This is a genomic window from Pseudohalocynthiibacter aestuariivivens, assembly GCF_018457175.1.
GTDB lineage: Bacteria > Pseudomonadota > Alphaproteobacteria > Rhodobacterales > Rhodobacteraceae > Pseudohalocynthiibacter > Pseudohalocynthiibacter aestuariivivens.
The window spans coordinates 67,053-92,714 of the sequence record NZ_JAGFNU010000006.1 but is presented as its reverse complement, the minus strand read 5'-3'; the positions used below and the strand labels follow the sequence as shown (position 1 = coordinate 92,714).

Here is a 25,662-nt window from a genome sequence, read left to right as displayed (position 1 = left end):
AAGCAGGACGATGGGTGCCTATATCCTACGGCGATTACTGCTGATCATTCCGACACTTATCGGAATTATGGTGGTGAATTTTGCCCTGATCCAATTTGTTCCAGGTGGGCCGATTGAGCAAATTCTAGCTCAGCTAGAGGGCAGCGGTGATGCTTTTGAAACAATCGCTGGAGGGGCCGACGCTGGCGCCAACGCTGTTGGAGGGGACGAACGCTATCTTGGTGCACGTGGCTTGCCGCCGGAGTTCATTGAAGAGCTTGAACGTCAGTTTGGTTTTGATAAACCGCCGCTTGAACGTTTTTTTAAAATGATGTGGGACTATTTACGCTTTGATTTTGGCGAAAGCTATTTCAGGTCTGTCGGTGTGATTGATCTGGTGATCGAGAAAATGCCCGTGTCGATCACACTTGGCCTTTGGTCAACACTGATCGCCTATCTCATTTCTATTCCGCTTGGCATTCGCAAAGCGGTACGCGATGGTAGCAGGTTTGATACGTGGACGTCTGGCACCATCATCATCGCCTACGCCATTCCGGGCTTTCTGTTTGCAATCTTGCTGCTGGTTCTGTTTTCGGGCGGGTCATATTGGAAGATTTTCCCACTTCGAGGCCTCGTTTCAGACAATTGGGACGATCTCAGCATGATCGGAAAAGTACTCGACTACTTCTGGCACATAACGCTGCCTGTCGTTGCTATGACGATTTCTTCTTTTGCGACCCTGACCCTGCTCACGAAGAACTCGTTTCTGGATGAGATCAAAAAGCAATATGTCATCACAGCCAAAGCCAAAGGGCTTAGCGAGAACAAGGTGCTTTATGGCCACGTGTTTCGCAATGCGATGCTGATCGTAATTGCCGGGTTTCCGTCGCTTTTCATAGGGGTGTTCTTTGGTGGATCACTGATAATCGAAACGCTTTTCTCGCTCGATGGTTTGGGTCGGCTTGGCTTTGAAGCCGCTGTAGCGCGCGACTATCCGGTTATGTTCGGCACGCTCTATGTCTTTGGACTTATGGGGCTTTTGGTCGGTATCCTGTCTGACCTGATGTATGTCTTTGTCGATCCCAGGATTGATTTCGAATCGAGGAGCGTCTGATGGCGCGGCTCTCCCCCCTTAACCAGCGTCGCTGGCGTAATTTTCGGCGGAACCAGCGCGCCTATTGGTCACTTATCATTTTCACCATTCTGTTCGGCGTGTCTCTTTTTGCTGAATATATCGCCAACGAGAAGCCCTTGTTGGTGAGCTACCGGGGCGAGTGGTTTGTGCCAGTGCACAATTTCTATACGGAAACAGAATTTGGCGGCGATCTGCCGACCGAGGCTGTTTACCGCGACATCGAGGTGGAATGCCTGATTGTCTCTGGTGGGCTTGAAACCTGCTGGGACGATCCGGAAGCGATTATCGACGACGCGAAAGACGGCGTTGTCGACGGTGAAGAGATTGAAAAGGGTTGGGTCATCTGGCCCGTGATCCCATACTCCTACACTACAATCGTCGACATTCCCGGCGTTGCGCCGTCACCACCCGACAATAACAATTACCTCGGCACCGATGATACAAAACGCGATGTACTGTCGCGGGTGATATACGGCTTCCGTTTGTCGATCCTTTATACACTGATCGTGACCAGTGTTGCTTCAATCCTTGGGATCACGGCGGGAGCTTTGCAGGGCTTCTTTGGCGGCTGGGTTGATCTGATCTTTCAACGAATGCTTGAAATTTGGGGGGCGATGCCGTCGATTTATGTGATCATTATCCTGTTCGCTATTTTGGGTCGAAGTTTCTGGATACTTGTCGCGATATCCATTCTATTCGGATGGCCTGCTTTGGTGGGTGTTGTAAGGGCAGAGTTTTTGCGAGCGCGAAACTTTGAATATGTGCGCGCTGCCCGGGCGCTGGGTGTGTCAAACCGCGTTATCATGTTCCGTCACATGCTGCCGAACGCAATGGTGGCAACGCTTACACTGCTGCCTTTTATTATAACGGGCACCATAGGCATGCTCGCGACTCTGGACTTCCTTGGTTTCGGGTTGCCCTCATCCGCTCCATCGCTAGGCGAACTGACCCTTCAGGCAAAACAAAACCTGCAGGCGCCGTGGCTCGGGTTCACCGCATTTTTTGTCTACGCCATAATGCTGTCCTTGCTTGTCTTCATTTTCGAAGGCGTGCGTGATGCGTTTGATCCAAGAAAGACCTTTCAATGAAGACGGTGCTGGACGTCAAAGACCTGAGCGTTGGTTTCAGTCAGGATGGTAAGGTTGTTCCTGCGGTTACTGATGTATCCTTCACCGTCGGTCTGGGCGAGACCGTTGCGATCGTGGGGGAATCCGGTTCTGGTAAATCCGTGTCGGCGCTTTCAACCGTGTCGCTGCTGCCAGACAGCGCCCGGGTCACTGGTTCCGTTACATATTTAGGTACAGAGATGATTGGCGCGCCAGAGGCAGATCTGCGCAGAGTTCGCGGGAATGATATCAGTTTTATTTTCCAGGAACCTATGACATCGCTGAACCCGCTGCACACGCTTGAAAAACAATTGGCAGAAAGCATTCAGTTACATCAGGGCTTGTCCGGGGACGCTGTAAGAAAACGAATTATTGAATTGCTGATCAAAGTCGGCATTCGTGACCCGGAAACCCGACTGACATCTTATCCGCACCAGTTGTCAGGTGGGCAAAGGCAACGCGTGATGATCGCGATGGCACTTGCAAATGGACCGGAGTTGTTGATCGCAGATGAACCGACGACAGCGCTGGACGTGACCATCCAAGCGCAAATCCTTGTACTGCTTGCAGAACTGAAACGCGCCGAAAATATGAGTCTACTATTTATCACGCATGATCTGGCCGTTGTTCGCAAGATCGCGGATCGGGTTTACGTTATGCAGAAAGGCCGCATCGTCGAAGAGGGCCTTACAGAAGGGCTGTTTAACAATCCGCAGCACCCGTACACACAGATGCTGCTCGGAGCGGAACAAACTGGTGAGCCTGACCCAGTACCCGAAGACGCAGAAGAAGTCGTGCGTACTGACAATTTGCGGATTTGGTTCCCAATCCATCGCGGATTGCTGCGTCGAACGGTTGGTCATATCAAGGCAGTAAATTCGGCCACAATTTCCGTGAGACAGGGCGAAACGCTTGGTATCGTTGGCGAGAGCGGGTCGGGCAAAACCACGCTCGCGCTCGGTATCATGCGATTGATCCGTTCTGAAGGAACGGTTGTTTTCTTCGGCGACAACATTTCCGGCACAAAAGGCAAAGCGCTTCGCGGATTGCGGCGCTATATGCAGATCGTGTTTCAGGACCCTTATGGGTCACTTTCGCCGCGCATGTCCGCGATGCAAATTATTGCCGAAGGATTAAGCGTTCACGGTGCGCCCGATGGCCGTGATACGCGTGAACTGGTGGCCGAGATTATGACCGAAGTCGGTCTGGACCCCTCTACGATGGACCGATACCCGCATGAATTTTCAGGTGGCCAGAGACAGCGCATTGCCATTGCCCGGGCTATGATCCTGCGCCCCAAGCTGGTTGTGCTGGATGAGCCGACGTCGGCCCTAGATATGACTGTTCAGGTGCAGATTGTCGGGCTCCTCAGGGAGTTGCAGCGCAAGTACGGGCTGGCGTACCTGTTCATCAGCCACGATCTGAAAGTCGTGCGCGCGATGAGCCACAAGGTGATCGTTATGAAAGAGGGTGACGTTGTCGAATATGGGGATCGTGATCAGGTATTTGATAGCCCACAGACCGATTATACCCGTGCATTGATGGCAGCTGCCTTTGACCTGAAGGTTGCTGCGCAAGAATACGGCGCGACTTAAACGAATGCTTCGGACGTTATACGCCTGACTTTTTAAACAGCAGAGCTGTGCCCCGCCTTCGACAGTTCGTACGCATCAAAAGCACGAGCGATCATTCGCGTGAGAGGCCGGGCAGTTTCCGAAATCGTAAAGCCTGAACTCGAAACGCGGACCATGTCGTCAAAATCTGCTGCTGCAGCGTTGAACAACGTGTTTAGTTGCTTTGGAGTTATGTCGAAGTTTTCCAGTATCTCTGCGGTATCGATATGAAAGTCACACATCAAAGCTTCAATCAACCGGCTGCGAAGCCGATCATCGGCGCTAAAGACGTGGCCGCGTACCGTTGAAAACTGACCTTCACGAATTGCTTTAGTATGCGCCGAGGTCGCTGGAGCGTTTTGTGCATAGCCTTGCGGGAAGCGAGAAATTGATGAGGCGCCAACGCCTATCAATACATCTGCACGATCATCGGTGTAGCCTTGGAAATTGCGCTTAAGCCTGCCTTCGGTCTGGGCAACGGCAAGGCCATCATCGGGTCTTGCAAAGTGATCGATCCCGATTTCCCGATAATCATCCCACAGAAACAAGTGCCGGGCAGTTTCGAATAAAGCAAGCCGTTCTTCAGGGGTCGGCAGCGCATCAGATGGGATCATCTGTTGGCGTTTTGCCATCCATGGCACATGTGCGTAGCCGTAAAGAGAAACCCTGTCAGGTGAAAGCGAAAGCAGCTTTTGTACAGAGTCCGCAATACGTCTGTTGGTTTGGTGCGGCAAGCCATAGAGAATGTCTGCGTTCAGGCTTTTGACACCGTGACCGCGTATCGCTTCAATGGCGTCTCGCGTGATCTCGTAACTTTGTTCGCGCCCGATCACCTGCTGGATTTCAGCGTCGAAATCCTGCACGCCAATCGAGGCTCGGTTCATCCCAGCCGCAGCCAGGGCTTCTAGGCGCGGCGCGTCAATCTCGTTTGGGTCAATCTCAACGGAAAATTCAGCGTCGTTTCCCATTGGAATGACATCAAAAATTGCTTCGGCTAATTCCGTCATCATGTCAGGAGCAAGCAGCGTGGGTGTTCCACCGCCCCAGTGCAGTCGCGAAAGATGCAGGTTATCGGGTAACTCTGCTTTGAGAATCGCCAGTTCCTGTTTCAGGACATCCAGATAGGCACGCACCGGAGAATCGGTTTGTGTGCCTTGTGTGCGACAGGCACAGAACCAGCACAAGCGGCGACAAAATGGCACATGAACGTAAAGAGAGACGTCAGTTTCATTAGCGATTTCGTTTAGAAACCCTTTGAAAATAGACCCATCAACCGCATCAGAAAAATGAGGAGCGGTTGGGTAGCTCGTATAACGGGGCACGCGCGAGTCAAAAAGACCGTATTGCGCGAGTTGCGAAATCACTGTCATTCGCCTAGCGTTATGTTTAAGAGGCAGATGTCTCTTTGACACAGATCAAATTTTCCAGGCTTATGACCCTTCAAGACGCTAAAATTGGTTTTAAAGACTGCAGCGATTGCCCGATACGGCATCGCGCTGTTTGTGCGCGTTGCGAAACGAACGAGCTAGAGCTGCTAGAAAAGATCAAATATTATCGAAGCTACGAGGCTGGACAAACTGTAGTCTGGTCCGGGGATCAGATGGATTTTGTCGCATCTGTTGTTACTGGAATTGCGGCTTTGACGCAGACTATGGAAGATGGGCGCACTCAGATGGTTGGGTTGCTTTTACCCTCTGACTTTGTTGGCCGCCCCGGACGGAATGTTGCGCCCTATGATGTGACCGCCACGACAAATCTGATGATGTGTTGCTTTCGCAAAAAACCATTTGAAGAAATGATGCAGGCAACGCCACATATTGCGCAACGCTTGCTCGAGATGACGCTGGACGAATTGGACGCTGCGCGCGAATGGATGTTGTTGCTTGGTCGTAAAACAGCACGCGAAAAAATTGCCAGCCTGTTGATGATTATTGCGCGACGCGAAGCGTCACTGAACGTATCGGCGGATTCAGACGTTCGGGTTTTTGATTTGCCGCTGACGCGCGAAGCAATGGCAAACTACCTTGGACTAACGCTTGAAACGGTAAGCCGTCAAATCTCGGCATTGCGGAAAGATGGCGTCATCATGCTGGAAGGAAAACGTCACGTCACCGTCCCCGATTTCCAGCGTTTGCAGGATGAAACCGGGGATGATTCAGACGGCGGTATGCTGTTCTGATTTCCTGAAAAGAGCTTTGTCACCTGAGCCGAAGTTAATGCGCCAGCAAGACCGGCACTTCTGCCAATTCAAGCATGTTTCGTGTCGCCCCTCCAAGAATTGCCTCACGGAAGCGCGAATGGCCATAGGCACCCATGACAAGTAAATCGGCATTCAGGTCGCGCACGTGACGTACCAGAACATCCGCAACCCGAGGCATGGTTTTCGCAAGTACTGATATTTCCGCTTTAACCCCGTGACGTGCCAGCATTTGCGAAAGCGCTCCACCAGGGTCAGATCGATCCGGACCATGGGTGGGCGGGTCGATCACGGCAACATTTACAAGATCGGCATTTTTAAGAAGGGGAAGAGCCGCACGTATTGCCGCCAACGCTTCGGCACTTTCATTCCAGGCGATAATAATTCTTTTCGGGGTTGTTGTACCGTCAATGTCATCTGGCACCACCATGACCGGCGCGTGGCCTTCGAACATAGCTGATTCGACGACGGCCTCGAGTTCTTGTTTGCGATTTTCGCCATAAGGCTTGGGTAAGATCACAAGATCGGAAAAACGGGCACGGTGGGCGATCAGCCGGTTAAGGCCGGTCAGTTGTGCCACGCCAGATTCGCAAGACCAGTTGATATCTTCGTTTTTAAGTCGGGCGCGTATTTTTTCTTCCAGATCTTCGGCGTCTTGTTGCGCTTGCTGAAGTGTTTGCTGAAGCACCATCGCGTTTGCACCCGCATAGTAGTAACCTGTTTGCGTGCGATCAACGCCGATACACTGCACATCTAAATGCGCTTCGCCCATTCTTGCCATTGCGATTGCATGTTGTAGCGGTGGTTCGCAAATCTCAATATCGGTCGCGATTGTAAGCAAAGATTTGTAGGCCATTGGTTTCGCCCTTTCTGAATTCGATCTAAAAAAACCCTATCGACGATAATTTTACCCGGCTTTGATATCGATCAAACGAAAGCCGCGTCAAAATTGACATGGATCAAAGCAGTTTCTGCCATGGCCATTCATACCCCGAACAGTCAAAATGAGCCCGCGCGACCAACGAGTCGCCGCAGGGAAAGACGAAGGGACGCTTTAATGTGGGACTATTTTAAGCTGATCGTATTGGGGGTTATTGCGCTTTTGGCCGCAATCGCCGCTAACTACGCACGTGATTTAGCCTATCAGGTGCATGCGATTATTGTCATGCTAGCATCTGGTGGATTGTTTTTATGGACCGTTCGGCGAACGGATGAACCCAGAACCGTCGAGACCGGCTATATGGACGGTGTAATACGCTATGGCGTTATCGCAACGGCGTTTTGGGGCGTTGTTGGTTTTCTGGTCGGTACGTTTATTGCCTTCCAGCTTGCCTTTCCGGTGCTTAACTTTGACTGGGCCGAAGGATATGCAAATTTTGGGCGTCTGCGGCCACTGCATACCTCGGCAGTAATTTTTGCGTTTGGTGGCAACGCGCTCATTGCGACGTCCTTTTACATTGTTCAGCGTACAACGGCAGCACGGCTATGGGGTGGAAACCTCGCCTGGTTCGTGTTCTGGGGCTATCAGCTGTTTATCGTTTTGGCGGCAACCGGTTATTTGCTCGGTTCGACCCAATCCAAAGAATATGCAGAGCCTGAATGGCATGTGGATATCTGGCTGACCATCGTATGGGTCGCGTATCTGGTGGTCTTCATGGGGACACTTTTCAAACGAAAAGAAAAGCATATCTACGTTGCGAACTGGTTCTTGCTAAGCTTTATCGTGACTGTTGCGATGCTTCACCTGGTCAATAACCTTTCGATCCCTGTTTCGATTTTCGGGTCCAAATCTGTGCAGGTCTTTGCCGGTGTGCAGGATGCGATGACGCAGTGGTGGTATGGTCACAACGCTGTGGGCTTTTTCCTGACAGCGGGCTTCCTTGGTATGATGTATTACTTTGTACCAAAACAAGCGGAACGTCCTGTCTACAGCTACAAGCTGTCGATCATTCACTTCTGGGCGCTCATTTTCCTTTATATCTGGGCTGGTCCTCACCACTTGCATTACACCGCGCTTCCCGACTGGGCGAGCACGCTGGGTATGGTGTTCTCGATCATTCTCTGGATGCCCAGCTGGGGTGGCATGATCAACGGCCTGATGACACTATCAGGTGCCTGGGACAAGCTGCGAACCGACCCGATTTTGCGGATGATGGTTGTGTCGATTGGTTTTTACGGCATGTCGACGTTTGAGGGTCCGATGATGTCGATCCGTGCGGTCAACTCCTTGTCGCACTACACAGACTGGACCATTGGTCACGTGCATTCCGGCGCTCTTGGTTGGAACGGTATGATCACCTTTGGTGCGCTTTACTTCCTATTTCCGAAACTCTGGAACAAGACTGGCCTTTACTCACTGAAACTGGTGAACTGGCACTTCTGGCTAGCAACGATCGGTATCGTTCTCTACGCGTCGTCGATGTGGGTCACCGGTATCATGGAAGGCCTGATGTGGCGCGAAGTTGATGCGCAAGGGTTCCTTGTAAACTCGTTCGCTGACACGGTTAGCGCGAAGTTCCCAATGTATGTCGTTCGCGGCATGGGAGGCGTGTTGTTCCTCGCCGGTGCACTGATCATGTGCTATAACCTCTGGATGACTGTTGTACGTGGTGAGGCTAAGGCCGAAGCCCCCGCAGCAGCTCCGGCTGAATAGGGAGGGCCGGAGAGATGGCAATTCTTGATAAACATAAGGTTCTGGAAAAGAACGCAACGCTTCTGCTGGTCTGTAGCCTTCTTGTAGTTACGGTGGGCGGTATCGTCGAAATCGCACCTCTTTTCTACCTCGAAAACACGATCGAAGAGGTGGAAGGTGTGCGGCCTTATTCGCCGCTCGAACTGACGGGGCGTGACATCTATATCCGTGAGGGCTGCTATGTCTGTCACAGTCAGATGATCCGCCCAATGCGGGATGAGGTGGAGCGCTATGGCCACTACAGCCTTGCGGCAGAGTCGATGTACGATCACCCGTTCCAGTGGGGTTCCAAACGGACCGGGCCAGACTTGGCGCGGGTTGGTGGGCGTTACTCTGATGAATGGCATCTTGATCACCTGCGTGATCCACAGACCGTGGTGCCTGAATCTGTCATGCCAAAATATGGTTTCCTCGAAGATCGGATGGTTGATGCAACCTACATCACCGATTTGATGGAAACGCACCGGATGGTTGGCGTGCCTTACACTGATGACATGCTGGAAAATGCGTCGGCCGATTTTACCGCGCAGGCTGATCCAGACAGTGATTGGGATGCACTGGTCGAACGGTATCCAAATGCGCAGGTTCGCAACTTTGATGGGCAACCCGGGATTTCAGAAATGGATGCCATGATCGCTTATCTACAGATGCTTGGCACATTGGTTGATTTCTCAACCTTTACGCCAGACGCAAGCCGATAGGAGGGAACAATGGATTTATATTCCCTTATGCGAGAGTTCGCTGACAGCTGGATGCTTTTATTTATGTTTACCTTCTTCATTGGTTGCATCATCTGGGTGTTTCGCCCAGGCAGCAAGAAGACCTACGAGGACACTGCAAACATCCCCTTTCGGCATGAAGACAAACCTGCGAGCGACTGTGACGCAGATCGCAAGGAGGCACGGACATGACCAAAAAACCACAAAAAACTGAAAAGCATGAAATCGAAACAACTGGGCACAGCTGGGACGGTATTGAAGAGTTTAACAATCCTTTGCCGCGGTGGTGGCTCTGGACTTTTTACCTCACAATTATCTGGGGCATTGGTTATGTGATTGCATATCCTGCATGGCCGCTGATCAGCGGGGCGACGCCAGGCGTCCTCGGCTATTCGACACGTGCTGAAGTTGCAGCTGACATCGAGGAGTTTGATACAGCAAACGCCGGGATTGAAGCCAAACTTGTGGGCACAGAGCTGACTGCCTTAAGCGAGGATCCAGAGTTGTTGCAGTTTGCAGCGAACGCAGGCCGGTCAATCTTCGCAACGAATTGTTCAACCTGCCACGGCTCTGGTGCCGCAGGTGCCAAAGGATATCCAAATCTTTTGGATGATGACTGGCTATGGGGTGGTGACATTGACGCAATTTACGCCACCGTCAACCACGGCATTCGCAATGAAACTGATCCGGATGCGCGTTTCTCGCAAATGCCTGCTTTTGGTGAATTCCTGAGCGAAGAGGAAATCGCACAGGTCGTAAACCACGTCATGGCAATTTCTGGTCAGGAAGCAGATACAACTCTGGCATCGGCTGGTGCCACGGTATTCATGGATAACTGTGCAAGCTGTCACATGGATGAAGGTACGGGTGACCGTGAACAGGGTGCACCTAACCTGACAGACGCGATCTGGCTTTACGGCGGCGACGTGGACACGTTGACCGAAACTGTGTCGAATTCCCGCTACGGCGTCATGCCAAACTGGAACACCAGGCTGAGCGACGCGGATGTTCGCGCTGTTGCAGCTTATGTTCACCAGCTTGGTGGTGGCGAGTAAATAAAAGGTTTCCGGAGGCCAATGGCCCCCGGAGATGACACCGGCACCCCGTCCTGTTCGCGCGTTTCCTGGGGTGCCGGTGTTTATCGGTTTATTAACCAATTGAGACGCGATTTCCACCTTGTTCTTTGGAATTACCCTCGACACCGACTTTGGCCGTACCGTCGGACTCCTGGTGTTGGTGCGTGTTAACCAAATTGTGTTGAGATAGATTTTGTGTGAAAGACGTCATTAGGAGCACTAATTTCCTCAACGAAAGAGCCGCTGAATGCGCTTTGACGGCAATGCTGCACAACTTTTTGATTGGAGGAGGCCTGTTGACTGGGTTTTGCCGATAATATTTTTAATCCAAAAGAAGAATCAGAGGAACATTGCCTGTGGCGTTGCGCCTCGTTCAAACCGTCATTTGTTTGACCTAGGTCAAGGCCATGACACAGGCTGCCTGTAAAAAGACAACGACTTCGCGAATAGGATGATCGGAGAGATTCCTTGGCCAGCAATGAAAACCCCCCGTCGCTTTATGCGGCACGTGAACCCGTTTTCCCAAAACGTGTTTCAGGGCCGTTCCGTAATTTCAAGTGGTGGATTATGGCGGTTACGCTGGGAATCTACTATCTGACACCGTGGATACGTTGGGACCGTGGTCCAAACCTGCCGGATCAGGCGGTTTTGGTTGATCTGGCGGGGCGGCGCTTCTTTTTCTTCTGGATCGAGATTTGGCCACATGAGTTTTACTTTATCGCCGGATTGCTGATCATGGCGGGCCTTGGTCTGTTTTTGTTCACCTCGGCGCTTGGCCGTGTCTGGTGTGGCTATGCATGTCCGCAGACCGTCTGGACCGATTTGTTCATTCTGGTCGAGCGCTGGATTGAAGGAGATCGCAACGCAAGGGTGCGTTTGTGGAATTCCAAATGGACGGCCAGGAAAGTTCGCCTCACTCTTGTTAAGTGGACAGCGTGGCTTTTGATTGCCGTAGCGACTGGTGGTGCATGGGTTTTTTACTTCGCAGATGCCCCGCAATTGCTGGCTGATCTGGTCACTTTGAATGCCCACCCTGTCGCTTACTCCACAATTTTGGTTCTGACGCTGGCAACCTTTGTTTTCGGCGGTTTTATGCGCGAGCAGATTTGTATCTACATGTGCCCGTGGCCGCGTATTCAGGCGGCAATGATGGATGAAGACACGCTTGTCGTTGCATACAGGGAATGGCGTGGTGAACCCCGTGGCAAACACCGCAAGGGGCCAGAAGCAGACAACCTTGGTGACTGCATAGATTGCATGGCTTGCGTCAATGTTTGCCCGGTTGGAATCGATATCCGCGACGGGCAACAGTTAGAGTGTATTACATGCGCGCTTTGTATTGATGCTTGTGACGACATCATGGAAAAAATCGGTAAGCCGCGTGGATTGATTGACTACATGGCGCTTAAGGACGAAGCAGCAGAGCGGGCAGGCGGCAAACCTGTTTCTGTCTGGAAGCACGTCTTCCGCCCCCGCACAATCATGTATACTTCGCTTTGGTCGGCGGTTGGGTTCGCTTTGCTTTTTGCTTTGTTCATTCAGTCAGATATCGACATGACAGTTGCCCCGGTGCGCAACCCAACTTTTGTCACTTTGTCTGACGGATCGATACGCAACACCTATGATGTGCGTCTGCGAAACAAGCACGGTGACGACAGGCCGTTCCATGTTTCGCTTACCTCGGATTCTGTGTTACAAATCTCGCTTGAAGGCGCCGATGAGTTGCTTGTAACGGTTCCGGCGGACGATACAAAGCTGCAACGGGTCTATGTCACTGCACCGGCGGGGTCTGATGCCTCCTCTGTGGGACGCACAGATTTAAGGTTGTGGATCGAAGACATGACAAATGGTGACCGTGCCTACTCGGATACTGTATTCAATGGGAAAGTCCAATGAGCTCTAAACCACTGACAGGGCGCAAGGTGTTTGCGATTTTGTTCGCCGCCTTTGCGGTGATCATCGGTGTTAATGTTTTCATGGCCTTCAGCGCCATTCGAACGTTTCCCGGTTTAGAAGTGGGTAACAGCTACGTCGCAAGTCAGACTTTTGACGCAGATCGCGCAGCACAGGATGCACTGGGCTGGGACGTATCAGCAATAATTGAGGCAAATGAGTTGGTCCTTACCATCTTAGACGATCTTGGAGCCCCGGCCGGTATCGCTGAACTGCAGGCCATTCTTGGTCGTGCTACAAATATACGCGACGACATGAACCCAGAATTCACTTACGAAAACGGTGTGTATCGCGCACCTGTTGATGTCGCTCCGGGAAACTGGAATCTTCGCTTGGTTGCGACTGCCGAGGACGGCACAAAGTTTCAGCGCCGCATTGTTCTATACGTCGGAGGTTAGCGATGAACACGGCGGTGCCTACACAAGTTTCCGGCTGTCCCGCGTGTGCAGCATCTCCGGCGGCAGAGGCGCTTGCGGAGCAGTCCAAAAGCGGTGACGCTCGTATTCTGCTTTCATTACCCACCATTCACTGCTCCGGCTGTATTTCAGCTGTTGAGCGCGGGCTTCTTGCACATCCCGGAGTTAAGTCTGCACGTGTTAACCTCACGCTGAAGCGTGCAAGTATTGAAGCTGCGCCGGATGTGGAAGCAGGCGACCTGATAAAAGCACTTGATGGGGTGGGATACACCGCGCACGAGCTTGATCGTGGCCTTCTCTCTGCGACAGAAAACGACAAGGCAGGGCGCGATCTTTTGATGCGGCTCGCCGTGGCTGGTTTTGCGGCTATGAATGTGATGCTGCTCTCTGTCGCGATTTGGTCAGGCGCTGAAGCTGCAACACGCGACCTGTTTCACTGGATTTCTGCCGCAATTGCGTTACCGACAATTGCGTTTTCAGCGCAGCCGTTTTTCAAAAATGCGATGCGTGCTTTGTCTGTCAGAAGGCTTAATATGGATGTCCCCATATCGCTCGCTATTTTGCTTGCTGCGGGAATGTCGCTCTATGAGACCACCCAATCGGGCGAACACGCATATTTTGATGCGGCCCTTTCTTTGACGTTCTTTCTGCTTGCAGGTCGCTATCTGGACCACCGGACACGCGCAGTTGCGCGTTCGGCTGCCGAAGAACTTGCAGCGCTTGAAGTACCCCGTGCGACACGTCTGAACGGTGAAACCGAAGAAGTTGTGGCTATTGCTGAACTTGTAGTCGGAGACTTGGTGCGTGTGAAACCGGGCGGAAGAATGCCAGTTGATGGTTTCGTAACTGAAGGGGCGAGCGAGATTGACCGCTCTTTGCTAACTGGCGAGACACTGCCGGTCTTCGCGGGCATCGGGCAGAGCGTAAGCGCGGGGGAGGTTAATCTGACCGGACCGCTAACGCTTAAAGTGACAGCCGCCGGAGAGGACAGTTCGCTGCATGTCATGGCAGATCTTGTCGCGATGGCCGAAAGCTCAAAGAACCGCTACACATCCTTGGCTGATCGCGCTGCGCAGATTTACGCCCCCGGTGTCCATTTGCTGGCCTTTGTCGCATTTGCTGGATGGTTGTGGATATCTGGTGGTGATGTACGACTGGCGTTAAACATTGCGGTTGCGGTCTTGATCATAACTTGCCCATGCGCCCTTGGTCTTGCGGTGCCAGCGGTGACAACCGCCGCATCAGGCCAATTGTTCCGAAAAGGGATGCTGATCAAGGACGGGACAGCGCTCGAAAGACTGGCAGAGATTGATACCGTCGTTTTTGATAAAACTGGTACTTTGACGGAAGGTCGGCCAGAGCTTACCAACCTTAATGACCACGACATAAAAGACCTCGAAGTTGCGCTTGCTTTGGCGGAGGGGTCGTCGCATCCGCTTGCCGTGGCCTTGGTTGATGCATTGAATGAAGCGAATGTAAAAGCTGCCACTGTAACGGACCTGAAAGAAGTGCCAGGCTACGGAATTGAAGCGCAATTTTGTGGAATGCCTGTTCGACTGGGACGCGCTGCATGGGTGGATGCAGAAGCATCAGAGATGACAGCAACCTATTTGTCGGTTGGCAAGGCAAGCCCCGTTTCTTTTACCTTCGTCGACAGGCTGCGAGCGGGCGCCGAACAAGCGGTTGCAGAGCTAAAGGCACAAGGCAAAACCGTACATCTCATCTCAGGCGACATACCAGCAGCAGTTCAGGCGATGGCAGAGCGGCTGGGTATTGAAAACTGGGTCGCCGAAGCCTTGCCAGAAGAAAAGGCCAGCGCAATTGGGGCCGTCACCCGTGCTGGTGCGCGTGTTCTCATGGTTGGCGATGGGCTGAATGACACAGCGGCACTTGCTGCGGCGCATGTCTCTATCTCGCCCGCAACAGCGTTGGATGCGGCGCGTGTCGCCTCGGACATCGTGCTCTTGGGCGTTGATCTTGCACCGCTTGCGGAGGCGACAGTTATTGCCGAGAAATCGGTTAGCCGCATCCGTGAAAACTTTGGCATCGCAGTCGTTTACAATTTGATAGCAGTTCCTGTCGCGCTGCTTGGATTTGCAACGCCCCTGGCTGCGGCCTTGGCGATGTCTCTGTCTTCAATTAGCGTGTCCCTTAACGCGCTGCGGCTGAGGTGACGCAATGGAAATGCTAGTTTACTTGATCCCGATTTCGCTCTTTCTGGGCGGGCTCGGGCTCGCTGCGTTTTTCTGGGCCCTTAAATCACATCAGTATGATGACCCGGAAGGGGACAGCCAGCGGATTCTCAGCCCGGACTGGGAGGATGAGCCACGTCCCTGATCCGACGTGTCTTTTTAGCGAAAACTGACGCTCACAGAGCCAAGGCCATCAATCTCGACTCGGCAGCTTTCGCCGTGTTTAATCGATCCAACTCCAGCTGGCGTACCTGTGAATATCAAATCCCCTGGTGCGAGAATGACAAGGCCGGAAAGATAGGCGATAACGTCAGCAACGGGCCAGATCATATCTGCTATGTCGCCATCCTGACGAAGGTTGTCATTCACTGTTGCCGTGATGCGCGCTTGGTCCGGGTGGCCTACTTCGCTGACCGGATGTAGTGCTCCGCAGGCTGCAGAATGGTCAAAACCTTTTGCCATATCCCACGGGCGCCGGGATGCCTTGGCTTCGGCCTGAAGGTCGCGGCGTGTAAGGTCATTGCCCGGGCCATATCCCCAAACATGGTTGAGTGCCTCGTCAGGTGAAATACCTGCGCCACCAGTGCCAATCGCAACGACAAGTTCGGCTTCGTGATGCAGGTTTTTCGTATGAGTAGGAAAAGGTAACACGGCGCCATCATCAATCACGCAATCGGCCGGTTTTGTGAAAAAGAAGGGCGGCTCTCGATCCGGGTCATTGCCCATTTCGCGCGCATGCTCTGCATAATTGCGGCCGACGCAAAAGATACGGCGTACTGGAAAGCGGTTCTCACTCTTTGCAATTGCAACAGAGGGCGGTTCGGGCAGCGGCAGAACGAAAGTTGTCATCTTGATCTCTCCTGATTGCAGCTAACTTGCCCGCTTGATTGCGTGGGGGCAAGGGCTCAGGAAGAAGGACCAAAGGGTGTGCATTCTATCGCGCGTGCCTGAAGGCGACGACAGGCCAATTCTGCGGCTTCTTCGGTCATACCCATAAAGTTGGCTTCAAACCCGCCGCCACGCTGAACGACACGACGCAGCGCGCCATCAAGCGTTGTCATTTCATTGAGGGCTGTACGCAGCAAGACACGCTCTGCCTGATAACGCGATCCATAGCGCCCGACATTCACGCCCCAATGCTCACCGCCAGATGTCGACACACGCATTACAATAACAGGGTCCTGCGCTTCCGGTTTGGGTTCCGGCGTTATGATTTTGGCAGGTTCCGCTGCAGCCAGAACGATTTCCCCAACTTCTTGAGCAGCCTGCGTTGCTGCGGCTATTGCGATAGCCTCGGTTTCAGCCTCGGACGGGCGCGGTGCCGGAGTCGTTGTGGTTTCAGCCGTTGCTGCAGGCGTTGTACCGGAAGATTGCTGCACTTCCTGAATTGCATTTTCGATTTCGCTCTGCATTGCGATCAGAATATCTGCCGTGGGTGCCTGAGTTGGCCGCGGGGTTGGCCGCAAGCTCGTGTTAACCGCAGTGACCAAACGAATGGTTCGACCGGCGGCAGTTCCGGCTGACGTGCCGCTTGCAACTGCAGTCGTATTGTCATCGTACACAGGAAGCGCTGGGCGATTTACAGCGACCCGACTAGGTGCGCGTTGAAAGCCCATATCTAGCAGTTCAGCCACGCGCGCATTGCGCGTTGCAGACGAACGCCCACCAAAAACCGTTGCGATAATGCGTTCACTACCCCGTTCAGCGGAGGCGACAAGGTTGAAACCAGCCGCGCGTGTGTATCCGGTCTTAATTCCGTCAGCACCACGATAGGCGCTTAGCAGACGGCGGTTTGTATTGGAAACTTCGCGAACACCAGCGTCGGTAGAGCGCCGGGAAAACAGATTGTAGTAATCCGGATAGTCGTAGAACAAATGCCGGCCCAGAATTGTCATATCGCGCGCGGTTGAGAGGTGCCCCTCTTCGGTCAGGCCATGGGCGTTTCGAAATATAGAGCGGGTCATTCCAAGCGCCCGGGCTGTGCGGTTCATCCGTCGCGCAAATGCGGCCTCGGAACCTTCAATGGCTTCGCCAAGTGCAGTAGCTGCATCATTTGCGGATTTCACTGCTGCAGCGCGGATCAGATAGCGTAAACGTATGCGTTGTCCGGACTGAAGCCCCAGCTTTGAGGGTGGTTCAGACGCTGCATTTCTGGAAATACGCACCTGCGTATCAAGCGAGATTTCACCGTTGCGAATAGCTTCGAACGTAATGTAAAGAGTCATCATTTTTGTCAGAGACGCCGGGTGCAAACGGGTATCTGCATTTCTGGAATGAAGCACCTCGCCTGTGCGCGCGTCTATTACCATTGCTGCATAAGGTGCAGCAAAAGACCTGATCGGCGCGAACGCCACCAAACAGATCATCACTGTCACGAATAACCCCGTAGGGGCAATCTGCCCTAGACGTGTCTTCACGTCGCCCGCCTCTTTCTGCCTCGTGCTGCCGATTTTTCGGTCAGCTTTTTATTGTTACGGTGACGATAGCACAGTGAATGGAATCAGAAAATACCCCAATTTCAAATACTTTAAGTCTTGTCTGCATCAAAATTTGGCAGATATTGCGTATGCCAGTGGATCAGTCGCAAGATGTCTTATTGCGGCAAAAATAAGGCAAATCTCCAAGGTGTGGAAAACTTCGATATCGGGGATGTGTTGTCGGTGCTTCGGCGTGTTCGAGCGCCCAGGTTAATTCGTGCGGAATATAGATGCCCCAACTCCCGGCTGTAAGCGCAGGTATCACATCTGACCTAAGGGAATTTCCAACCATCATTGCATTTTCAGCACCCTGACCGTGGCGTGAGAAAATTTCGGAATAAGTCTCTGGTGTTTTATGCGAGACAATTTCGACCCCGTCAAAAAAATCCCCAAGCCCGGATTGAGCAAGCTTTCGTTCCTGATCTAAAAGATCACCCTTGGTGATCAAGAGCACCCTGAAGTCAGCGGCCAGAGAGGTCACTGTTTCACGTGCATGCGGCAAAAGGTTGATCGGATGTGCAAGCATATCCTGTCCCGCACTGATCAATTCGCGGATAATGCGCGCTGGTACGCGGTCTTCGGTGACCTCGATCGCGGTTTCGATCATCGAGAGAACAAACCCCTTCACCCCAAACCCATAGTGGCCGAGATTGCGTCTTTCCGCTGCCAGCAATCGTTCCTCTAGATGATCTTTTTCAGCAAAATCAGCCAGTAGGGTTGCGAATCGCTCTTGCGTGATGCGAAAGAATTGCTCGTTATGCCAAAGCGTATCGTCTGCATCCAAGCCAATTGTGGTCACTTTTACCCTTTGAGGGTCTCTCATAGCCAAACCGCCCCTTTTCACGCCGTTCCAAGCGACTATATAGTTCGCCTGAGGCTTATAATGGAATTCCCTTTGACGAAAATAAAGGCAGCACTGCCCCCGCGTATGTCCGACAAGGATGATACCGGTGATGGCGAGACTGGTACGGTGACTAAAACGCGTAGCAAAACTGCACGCCCGCCACTTTATAAGGTATTGCTGCTGAACGACGATTTTACGCCAATGGAATTCGTGGTTCACATTCTTGAACGCTTCTTCGGTCTCAACCATGCACAGGCGTTTGAGATTATGTTGACAGTGCATAAAAAGGGCTTGGCCGTTGTTGGTGTGTTCAGCCATGAAATCGCTGAAACCAAGGTCACGCAGGTGATGGATTTTGCCCGCCAGCATCAGCATCCGTTGCAGTGCACCATGGAAAAGGAATAGGGCGTCGCCCTTGCCATGAAACAGTCCCGTATTTCCATTGCTCTTGAAACTGGTGCGTTCCTTCTGCCCGCCGAAAGCCGGATTGCAGTATTTAGCCCGCTAGCTGAAGATGATTTTTCTGCACTACCAATTACGCGTGTCGATATAATTCAGGGATTCAAACCCGATCACGATGCCTGGGCGTCGCGCGGTTATGCAACGTTTGCCGAGGCGCGCAACGACTATGGCTTGTCGATTATCATGCTTCCGCGTGCCAAAGCAGAAGCCCGCGCAATGATTGCTGAAGCCGCACGCCTTACCCCAAACGGTTTGATCGTTGTAGACGGCCAGAAAACCGACGGCATTGACAGTATGTTCAAGGAATGCCGCAAACGCACCACTGTTAGCCCGGCCATCTCAAAAGCACATGGCAAACTGTTCTTCTTTAACTCGTCCGACTGTTTTGACGGCTGGATTGCTGGAGAAACTATTGGTCCCGATGGCTACACAACTGCCCCGGGCGTATTTTCTGCAGACAAGATTGACCGCGGTTCGCAGGCACTAATCGCGACGTTGCCGCAGAAACTAGGTCGGCGTGTTGCGGATTTGGGGGCAGGCTGGGGATATTTGTCTGCAAATATTCTGGGTCGCGACGGCGTTGAAGAAATTCATCTGATCGAAGCGGAATACGCCGCAATCAATTGCGCGCGGATCAATGTCACCGATCCACGCGCTCATTTTCACTGGGCGGATGCTACCCGTTTCAAGCCTGACGTGCCATTTGATACCATCATCACAAACCCGCCGTTTCATACCAGCCGCGCAGCGAACCCGGCACTTGGACGCGCGTTCATCGCCGCCGCGGTACGTATGTTGTCGCCCGCAGGGCAGCTTTGGCTCGTCGCAAACCGGCACCTGCCTTACGAAAACACGCTGTCTGATGTCTTTCAACGTGTCGAAGAAATCGGTGGCGACAAGAGCTTTAAAGTGCTCAAAGCAAGCCATGCAAAGCGCGGCTCTCGCGCAAGTGGCTGAAATTTAATACTCTCCTTAGAGAATCAACAGTTCAGGTTGCTCATGTCATTTTCCATTTCAGGTAAAACTGCGATCATCACAGGCGCCGCGAACGGTGTCGGCCTTGCTACAGGCCGCCATTTCGCGGAGCAGGGCGCAAACGTTATGTTTGCTGATATAGACGAAGCTAGGTTGATAGAAGAGCTTGGCAATACCTCGGAAGAGGGAAACGTACGTTACTTTGCGGGCGATCTGCGTGAGAAACTGACCATAGCTAACCTTCTGTCGGCAACGATAGACGCATTTGAGCGGGTGGATATTCTGGTGAACGCGAGCCGTCAGATTGTGACTTCTGACCCTTTGAATCCGGATGACGATGCCGTTGAGAAATTGCTGCGGCAGAATTTATTAACCAGCCTCAGACTTAGCCAATCTGTTGCGCGTCGCATGATTGCACAGGCGGAAAACGATGGTCAGACAGAAGGGCAAATAGGATCTATTGTGAACTTATCGTCCATCGCGGCAAGACGCACACATCCTGACTTGCTGGCCTATTCCATCAGTGCTGCCGCGCTTGATCAGATGACGCGTTCGCTTGCAGTTGCGCTGGCGCCAAACCGCATTCGCGTGAATGCTGTCGCTTTTGGCAGCGTTATGAGCGCCAGTCTTCAGGCGGAACTGAAAGAACACGAAGGATACCGTCAGGAAATTCTGGATCATACGCCTATGGGACGCATTGCCCCTGCCAGCGAAGTTGCAGAGGCAGTTCAGTTTCTGGCCTCTGACAGTTCCAGTTTTGCCACCGGCCAAATTCTAACAGTTGATGGCGGCAGGACTTTGCTGGACCCAGTCGGGGCACCTGCGCATTAATGACAAGTCAGTTTCATCCTTCCGGGTAATGCGCAGCACAGGATGCGATCTGCAACTGTACTTTTTGGGTCATCTCTGCACGTCGCTTTTTCAGAGAGGCAAGGATGCGTGTTTCTTCTTCCAAGTCGATTGCTACGGGCCTGCTCACCAACCGTGTTGAATGTGAATTGCAGAACAGGAAGTTGTCGTGAGGGCTGCCGCAAAGTTGAATCCGAAAATCGGGTTCTCTTGTCCGGCTGATCGCGTAGCCACGTTCAATATTTCCTTCTGTTGTTGTGATAAGCCTGTCTATGACACGCAGGTCCTTGCTGACAGTGCTGATGCACTGCTGACGCGGCGTTTCACATGCGGCAAGCAATAGAACGAGTGGAAGGAAAAATCGAAACATGGCGGACCTCACTAAACTAGGGAACATAGAGTATATATATTGGTTCTGTTTGCCAATTACGACACCGAGTTGGGTACAAGCACTGGAACGTTACATGGTTTAGGGTTAATGGGGATTTAAACCAAAGGAGACAATTGATGGACGCGACAATGGACAATCAGAAAGCCCGCGCCGCTGCCTGGTTTCGGGAGCTACGCGACCAGATTGTTGAGCGTTTTGAGGCTTTGGAAGACAACCAGACCGCTGGCCCATTTTCAGATCAGCCTGCCGGGCGGTTCGACGTAAGCGAAACAAAGCGCGCTTCTGCTGATGGGTCCGACGCTGGTGGTGGGTTGATGAGTGTTATGCGTGGCGGTCGTGTTTTTGAGAAAATTGGCGTAAATGTTTCAACTGTTTACGGCACCTTGGGAGAACGCGCGCAGGCTGCTATGGCGGCACGCAAAGGGCTAGAAGGCATGGCTGATGATCCACGTTTCTGGGCGTCGGGCATTTCTTTGGTCGCGCATATGCAAAACCCGCATTGCCCTGCTGTTCACATGAATACGCGCATGTTCTGGACGCCTCATGCATGGTGGTTCGGGGGCGGGTCTGACCTTAACCCATGCATCGAGTACCCTGAAGACACGCAGGCCTTTCATGCGGTTCAAAAGGGGCATTGTGACCGCCACAATGCGTCCTACTACCCGCGCTTTAAGGAATGGGCGGATGAATATTTTTATGTTCCGCACAGGGGCAGGGCACGCGGCGTTGGTGGTATTTTCCTAGATGACCACAATACAAGTGACTGGGAAACTGATTTTGCATTTATCCAGGATGTGGGCCGTGCGTTCCTACCGGCGTTTGTACCCCTTGTCGAAGCGCGCAGAACCACGCCATGGAACGAAGCCGATAAAGATAAGCAGCTTATCCACAGAGGGCTCTACGCCGAGTACAATCTTGTCTATGACCGCGGCACGAAATTTGGCCTTGAAACCGGGCATGATGCAAACGCCGTTCTGATGAGCCTGCCTCCGTTAGCAAAGTGGGTATGATCGACCGGTAGCAAACCGGAATCTCTGCTGAGAACGCAGTAATTTCCATTGATGCAGGTCATGGCGTGACATTCCGGACCTGCCATGTTTCACTGCAGTGAATGGAAAGGACAGGCAATGTTTCAACATATTGTTGTCGCTGTGGACGGATCTGAACAAGCGAATAACGCGCTGGATATCGCGTGTGAAATCGCAAAAAGATTTAGTTCAAACCTGCATTTGGCCCATACGCCCGAAGTTGACACAACCGCGATCGCGATTGGGGCTGGCGTCTATGTGAAAGAACCCACACAGGAAGAGATTGAAGCCGCAGGCCGCGAAGTGATCAAAGCGGCAGAAGCGCGTGCAGCCGAAAATGGATGCAGGCCCGTCAGTATTGAGATTGGCAATGCGGATCCGGCCCATCACGTTCTTGATGTTGCAGAACGCGTTGGCGCAGATTTGATCGTTACCGGAAGACGCGGTTTGGGAGGACTATCTAGGTTATTGCTTGGCAGTACATCACAAAGGATTGCGAATGACGCAGACTGTGCCTGTATGACCGTAAAATAGGCCTGTGAGCTATCCTCGGATAGCCTCTAACATCAGATGCACATTGTTGGGGTCAGCATCTGGTGTGATCCCGTGTCCCAGATTGAAAATATGCGGTCCATTTTTAAAGGCAGCGACGATGCGTTTGGTTTCATTAATCAGGTCTTGGCCGCCGGTCACCATATGCCGTGAAGCAAGATTCCCTTGTACGCAGCCATCGGTCTGAACATTTTCAGCGGCCCATTCCGGGCTGACAGAATTGTCGAGTGCGACACAGTCTGCACCCGTTGCCTTGGCAAAACCAATATACCGCTCACCTGCCTCGCGCGGAAAAGCAATAATTGGCGTATCGGGGTGTTTTGACTTTAGCTCTGAAATGATGCGGTGCGCGGGCGCGAGCGCGTATTTGTCGAAAGCGTCGCCTTTTAACGAACCAGCCCAGCTGTCGAACAGCTTCACAACTTCTGCGCCAGCCTGAATTTGCATCGAAAGGTATTCCACCGTCGCTTCTGTAATCCGCTCAAGCAGGGCCTCGAATGTTGCCACATCTTCAGCCATCAGCGCGTGTGCTGGGCCCTGATCAGGCGTGCCACGCCCGGCGATCATATAGGTTGCAACGGTCCAGGGTGCGCCAGCGAATCCCATTAAAGTGGTTTCTTTTGGCAGCTCTGACTTGAGAATACGGACAGTTTCATAGATTGGGGCCAGATGATCATGTATTGCATCGGCGGGTTTCAGCGCGTTCATTTCATCTGGTGTTGTGATGGTCGACAAGCGCGGGCCTTCGCCTGTGACAAACCAAAGGTCTGCACCTAACGCTTGCGGTACCAAAAGAATATCCGCAAACAAAATTGCAGCGTCAAAACCATAGCGGCGGATCGGTTGCAAAGTGACCTCTGCGGCCAGTTCAGGGTTATAACAAAGGGATAAGAAGTCACCGGCCTTGGCGCGCGTTGCGCGGTACTCCGGCAGATAGCGCCCTGCTTGCCGCATCATCCACACGGGTGGCACCGGTTGGGTTTCGCCCGCAAGTGCGCGCAGTATCGTCTTTTCTTTCGCCATTTATTTTACCCTAAATCACGCATCTTTAACTGCTTCTGGCGCTTGGGTGTCGTTCTAGCAACGCGATGTCAAGTCCAAGCCGTATTGTCACGCGCTTTTGACGCGATTAGATGGTGTCATGGCTTTGACTTTACCCACCCCGACTGAACCGCTGAAAATTGGCACGCGAGGATCGCCCCTGGCATTGGCACAGGCATGGGAAACCCGTGCACGTCTTGCAGAGGCTTTCGCCCTGGAAGAAGTGGCATTTGAGATTGTTGTCATCAAGACAACAGGGGACAGAATTCAGGACCGGCCGCTGAAAGAAGTTGGCGGCAAAGGGCTGTTCACCAAAGAGATCGAGGAAGACTTGCTGTCAGGTGCGATCGACATAGCTGTTCATTCGATGAAGGACATGCCTGTCGCGCAGCCGAAGGGGCTTTTGCTGGATACGTATCTGCCGCGTGAAGATGTTCGGGATGCGTTTATCTCACCGCATGGCAGCAGCCTGGTTGATCTGGAGGCTGGCGCAACGGTTGGAACGTCCAGTCTGCGTCGGCGTGCGCAGTTGCTGAATGCGCGTCCGGACCTGAATGTTGTGGAATTTCGCGGAAATGTGCAGACCCGGTTGCGTAAACTGGAGGAAAACGTAGCTGTCGCTACTTTTCTGGCAATGGCTGGTTTGAAACGGCTTGGTATGACCGATGTCCCGGCAACCCCGATCGCAACAGAAGAAATGCTACCGGCAGTCGCGCAGGGGGCTATTGGTATTGAACGCCGCGCTAAGGACACTCGCGCCGCCGAAATGCTGTCTGCGATTCACGATCAGGCCACTGGCCAGCGGTTGCTGGCTGAGCGTGCCTTTTTGGCGGCGCTTGACGGTTCGTGCGAAACACCCATTGCAGGATTGGCTGAGATAGGCGGCGGAATCATTACCCTGCGCGGTGAAATTCTGCGTGTTGACGGTGCCGACCGCTTGGCAGAGGTGAGCAGTGCGCCGGTCGAAGACGCCAAGGCACTAGGGAAAACTTTGGGAAAATACCTAAAATCTGCAGCGCCAAATGGGTTTTTCGACTGGAAGTAAACTTTTCAGTCTTCAATTGCACAGCGCGAAATCGCGTCAGCGAGTCCGGTCATAAGTGCATTGTAAAACCCGGGGCCGGGTTCAATCATCGCTCCAGAGGGATCCAGCGTTCCGATGTGTATCTGATTGTCTGCTACGATTGCTTCCAGCATCGCTGCGCTATGTTGGGGTTCCCTGAAAACACAGGCAACTGAACCCGAGTCAATCAACGTTTGCAACGCATTCAGGTGCGCAGCACCGGGGGCGGTGGCATCTCCTTCGCGAACGGCACCTACAACAGTGAGATCAAATTGATCCGCGAAGTAACCATAAGCGTCGTGAAGTACGATGATCGGCAACTCTTTCGCGGGTGCCAGAGTTGAGTGGAGATAGGACGTGATATCGTCTGTTTCTGCCCGCGCGATACCGGCGTTGACCGCATAGGTTTCCGCATTTCCCGGATCAGCGGCAGAAAGTTTCTGGGCAATTATGCCAAGCCAGAGCGCTGCATTTTGCGTATCAAGCCATGCATGTGGATCGTGTCCGTGGTGATCATGATCGGTCCCTTCGCTGTGACCCTCATTAAATTGTCGAACCCGCGTTTCCGGGGCTTCCAGAAGGGCAATGGCGTGGTCGTGTGATGCTCCGCCTTCGATCGCACGGTCCAGCCAGGGAGTCAGTTCGTCACCTATCCAAAATATCAGGTCCGCATTCGCCAGGGCGCGCGCCTGAGAAGGCCGCATCTGAAAATGGTGCGGATCTGAACCCTGATCAAGCAGCAAGACTGGTTCGCCAAGTTTACTCATCACCTGTGACACAAGCGAATGAACAGGCGCTATGTCAGTGACGACATTAGGCACCTCTGCTATCGCGGAAGATGCAAGCGTGAGAAACCCGATTACGGCCGGAAGTCGCATTGTGTTGTCCTTGTTGATTACTGG

26 protein-coding genes are annotated in these 25,662 nt (G+C 52.7%); 18 read left to right on the top strand and 8 right to left on the bottom strand.

The window, feature by feature from the left end; all coding sequences use genetic code 11:
* Nucleotides 1-10 precede the first annotated feature (10 nt).
* The 3 genes from J4E70_RS10700 to J4E70_RS10690 are packed head-to-tail and all read left to right on the top strand — an operon-like array spanning nt 11 to nt 3,815.
* A complete protein-coding gene (locus J4E70_RS10700; protein ID WP_213889257.1) occupies nt 11-1,093 on the top strand; it encodes a microcin C ABC transporter permease YejB in 1,083 nt (360 codons plus the stop codon).
* Nucleotides 1,093-2,202 (top strand): ABC transporter permease, encoded by a 1,110-nt coding sequence (locus J4E70_RS10695; protein WP_213889255.1) that lies wholly within the window; start codon nt 1,093-1,095, stop codon nt 2,200-2,202. The genes J4E70_RS10700 and J4E70_RS10695 overlap by 1 nt, the downstream gene beginning before the upstream one ends.
* The gene (locus J4E70_RS10690; RefSeq protein ID WP_213889253.1) at nt 2,199-3,815 is read left to right on the top strand and encodes an ABC transporter ATP-binding protein; all 1,617 of its coding nucleotides are present in this window, start codon (nt 2,199-2,201) and stop codon (nt 3,813-3,815) included. The genes J4E70_RS10695 and J4E70_RS10690 overlap by 4 nt, the downstream gene beginning before the upstream one ends.
* Before the next feature lie 32 nt (nt 3,816-3,847).
* On the opposite strand, the gene hemN is transcribed toward J4E70_RS10690, so the two are convergent.
* Nucleotides 3,848-5,203, bottom strand: a complete 1,356-nt coding sequence (gene hemN / locus J4E70_RS10685; protein ID WP_213889251.1) for an oxygen-independent coproporphyrinogen III oxidase — start codon at nt 5,201-5,203, stop codon at nt 3,848-3,850.
* Nucleotides 5,204-5,265: 62 nt separating this feature from the next.
* On the opposite strand from hemN, the gene fnrL reads away from it, so the two are divergent.
* Complete coding sequence (gene fnrL, locus J4E70_RS10680) at nt 5,266-6,012, top strand: transcriptional regulator FnrL (protein ID WP_213889448.1); 747 nt, start codon at nt 5,266-5,268, stop codon at nt 6,010-6,012.
* Nucleotides 6,013-6,046: 34 nt separating this feature from the next.
* Here fnrL and J4E70_RS10675 read toward each other — a convergent pair whose 3' ends face one another.
* On the bottom strand, nt 6,047-6,886 hold the full coding sequence (locus J4E70_RS10675) for a universal stress protein (protein WP_213889250.1): 840 nt from the start codon (nt 6,884-6,886) through the stop codon (nt 6,047-6,049).
* Between the two features lie 201 nt (nt 6,887-7,087).
* On the opposite strand from J4E70_RS10675, the gene ccoN reads away from it, so the two are divergent.
* The 8 genes from ccoN to ccoS all read left to right on the top strand — a co-directional run bounded on the left by ccoN (nt 7,088) and on the right by ccoS (nt 15,223).
* The gene (gene ccoN / locus J4E70_RS10670; RefSeq protein WP_213889248.1) at nt 7,088-8,683 is read left to right on the top strand and encodes a cytochrome-c oxidase, cbb3-type subunit I; all 1,596 of its coding nucleotides are present in this window, start codon (nt 7,088-7,090) and stop codon (nt 8,681-8,683) included.
* 14 nt (nt 8,684-8,697) lie between these two features.
* Entirely contained in the window at nt 8,698-9,423 is a 726-nt protein-coding gene (ccoO, locus tag J4E70_RS10665) for a cytochrome-c oxidase, cbb3-type subunit II (RefSeq protein ID WP_213889246.1), read from the top strand.
* 9 nt (nt 9,424-9,432) lie between these two features.
* Complete coding sequence (locus J4E70_RS10660) at nt 9,433-9,633, top strand: cbb3-type cytochrome c oxidase subunit 3 (protein ID WP_213889245.1); 201 nt, start codon at nt 9,433-9,435, stop codon at nt 9,631-9,633.
* The gene (gene ccoP, locus J4E70_RS10655; protein ID WP_213889244.1) at nt 9,630-10,496 is read left to right on the top strand and encodes a cytochrome-c oxidase, cbb3-type subunit III; all 867 of its coding nucleotides are present in this window, start codon (nt 9,630-9,632) and stop codon (nt 10,494-10,496) included. The genes J4E70_RS10660 and ccoP overlap by 4 nt, the downstream gene beginning before the upstream one ends.
* 489 nt (nt 10,497-10,985) lie before the next feature.
* Nucleotides 10,986-12,413, top strand: coding sequence for a cytochrome c oxidase accessory protein CcoG (gene ccoG / locus J4E70_RS10650; protein ID WP_213889243.1), 1,428 nt, complete (start codon nt 10,986-10,988; stop codon nt 12,411-12,413).
* Nucleotides 12,410-12,868, top strand: a complete 459-nt coding sequence (locus J4E70_RS10645; RefSeq protein WP_213889242.1) for a FixH family protein — start codon at nt 12,410-12,412, stop codon at nt 12,866-12,868. Before ccoG ends, J4E70_RS10645 begins: the two co-directional genes overlap by 4 nt.
* A 2-nt stretch (nt 12,869-12,870) precedes the next feature.
* Nucleotides 12,871-15,060 (top strand): heavy metal translocating P-type ATPase, encoded by a 2,190-nt coding sequence (locus J4E70_RS10640; protein WP_213889241.1) that lies wholly within the window; start codon nt 12,871-12,873, stop codon nt 15,058-15,060.
* Nucleotides 15,061-15,064: 4 nt separating this feature from the next.
* Nucleotides 15,065-15,223 carry a cbb3-type cytochrome oxidase assembly protein CcoS gene (gene ccoS, locus J4E70_RS10635; protein WP_213889240.1) on the top strand — a complete coding sequence of 53 codons (159 nt, stop codon included), beginning with the start codon at nt 15,065-15,067 and terminating at the stop codon, nt 15,221-15,223.
* Between the two features lie 14 nt (nt 15,224-15,237).
* Here the strand turns inward: ccoS and J4E70_RS10630 are convergent, their stop codons facing one another.
* The 3 genes from J4E70_RS10630 to J4E70_RS10620 all read right to left on the bottom strand — a co-directional run bounded on the left by J4E70_RS10630 (nt 15,238) and on the right by J4E70_RS10620 (nt 18,378).
* Nucleotides 15,238-15,927, bottom strand: a complete 690-nt coding sequence (locus tag J4E70_RS10630; RefSeq protein ID WP_213889239.1) for a fumarylacetoacetate hydrolase family protein — start codon at nt 15,925-15,927, stop codon at nt 15,238-15,240.
* Nucleotides 15,928-15,983: 56 nt separating this feature from the next.
* Complete coding sequence (locus J4E70_RS10625; protein ID WP_213889447.1) at nt 15,984-17,444, bottom strand: D-alanyl-D-alanine carboxypeptidase family protein; 1,461 nt, start codon at nt 17,442-17,444, stop codon at nt 15,984-15,986.
* A 211-nt stretch (nt 17,445-17,655) separates the two neighbouring features.
* The gene (locus J4E70_RS10620; RefSeq protein ID WP_213889237.1) at nt 17,656-18,378 is read right to left on the bottom strand and encodes an HAD family hydrolase; all 723 of its coding nucleotides are present in this window, start codon (nt 18,376-18,378) and stop codon (nt 17,656-17,658) included.
* A gap of 105 nt (nt 18,379-18,483) precedes the next feature.
* On the opposite strand from J4E70_RS10620, the gene clpS reads away from it, so the two are divergent.
* Genes clpS through J4E70_RS10605 form a run of 3 tightly spaced genes read left to right on the top strand, consistent with a single transcriptional unit; the run spans nt 18,484 to nt 20,667 of the window.
* Nucleotides 18,484-18,804 carry an ATP-dependent Clp protease adapter ClpS gene (gene clpS / locus J4E70_RS10615; RefSeq protein WP_213889446.1) on the top strand — a complete coding sequence of 107 codons (321 nt, stop codon included), beginning with the start codon at nt 18,484-18,486 and terminating at the stop codon, nt 18,802-18,804.
* Nucleotides 18,805-18,819: 15 nt separating this feature from the next.
* On the top strand, nt 18,820-19,818 hold the full coding sequence (locus J4E70_RS10610) for a class I SAM-dependent methyltransferase (protein ID WP_213889236.1): 999 nt from the start codon (nt 18,820-18,822) through the stop codon (nt 19,816-19,818).
* A 42-nt stretch (nt 19,819-19,860) separates the two neighbouring features.
* Nucleotides 19,861-20,667: an SDR family NAD(P)-dependent oxidoreductase gene (locus J4E70_RS10605; protein ID WP_213889235.1), complete on the top strand. Its 807-nt coding sequence runs from the start codon at nt 19,861-19,863 to the stop codon at nt 20,665-20,667.
* A gap of 13 nt (nt 20,668-20,680) precedes the next feature.
* Here J4E70_RS10605 and J4E70_RS10600 read toward each other — a convergent pair whose 3' ends face one another.
* Entirely contained in the window at nt 20,681-21,055 is a 375-nt protein-coding gene (locus J4E70_RS10600; RefSeq protein WP_213889232.1) for a hypothetical protein, read from the bottom strand.
* A 137-nt stretch (nt 21,056-21,192) separates the two neighbouring features.
* Here J4E70_RS10600 and hemF point away from each other — a divergent pair, with 137 nt between their 5' ends.
* Both hemF and J4E70_RS10590 read left to right on the top strand, forming a co-directional pair.
* A complete protein-coding gene (hemF, locus tag J4E70_RS10595) occupies nt 21,193-22,086 on the top strand; it encodes an oxygen-dependent coproporphyrinogen oxidase (protein ID WP_213889229.1) in 894 nt (297 codons plus the stop codon).
* A 117-nt stretch (nt 22,087-22,203) separates the two neighbouring features.
* Nucleotides 22,204-22,638, top strand: coding sequence for a universal stress protein (locus tag J4E70_RS10590; RefSeq protein WP_213889227.1), 435 nt, complete (start codon nt 22,204-22,206; stop codon nt 22,636-22,638).
* 9 nt (nt 22,639-22,647) lie between these two features.
* Here the strand turns inward: J4E70_RS10590 and hemE are convergent, their stop codons facing one another.
* Nucleotides 22,648-23,679 (bottom strand): uroporphyrinogen decarboxylase, encoded by a 1,032-nt coding sequence (gene hemE, locus J4E70_RS10585; RefSeq protein ID WP_213889225.1) that lies wholly within the window; start codon nt 23,677-23,679, stop codon nt 22,648-22,650.
* A gap of 118 nt (nt 23,680-23,797) precedes the next feature.
* Between hemE and hemC the strand changes: the two genes are divergently transcribed.
* The gene (gene hemC / locus J4E70_RS10580) at nt 23,798-24,742 is read left to right on the top strand and encodes a hydroxymethylbilane synthase (protein WP_213889223.1); all 945 of its coding nucleotides are present in this window, start codon (nt 23,798-23,800) and stop codon (nt 24,740-24,742) included.
* A gap of 5 nt (nt 24,743-24,747) precedes the next feature.
* On the opposite strand, the gene J4E70_RS10575 is transcribed toward hemC, so the two are convergent.
* On the bottom strand, nt 24,748-25,638 hold the full coding sequence (locus J4E70_RS10575) for a zinc ABC transporter substrate-binding protein (protein WP_213889221.1): 891 nt from the start codon (nt 25,636-25,638) through the stop codon (nt 24,748-24,750).
* Nucleotides 25,639-25,662 lie beyond the last annotated feature (24 nt).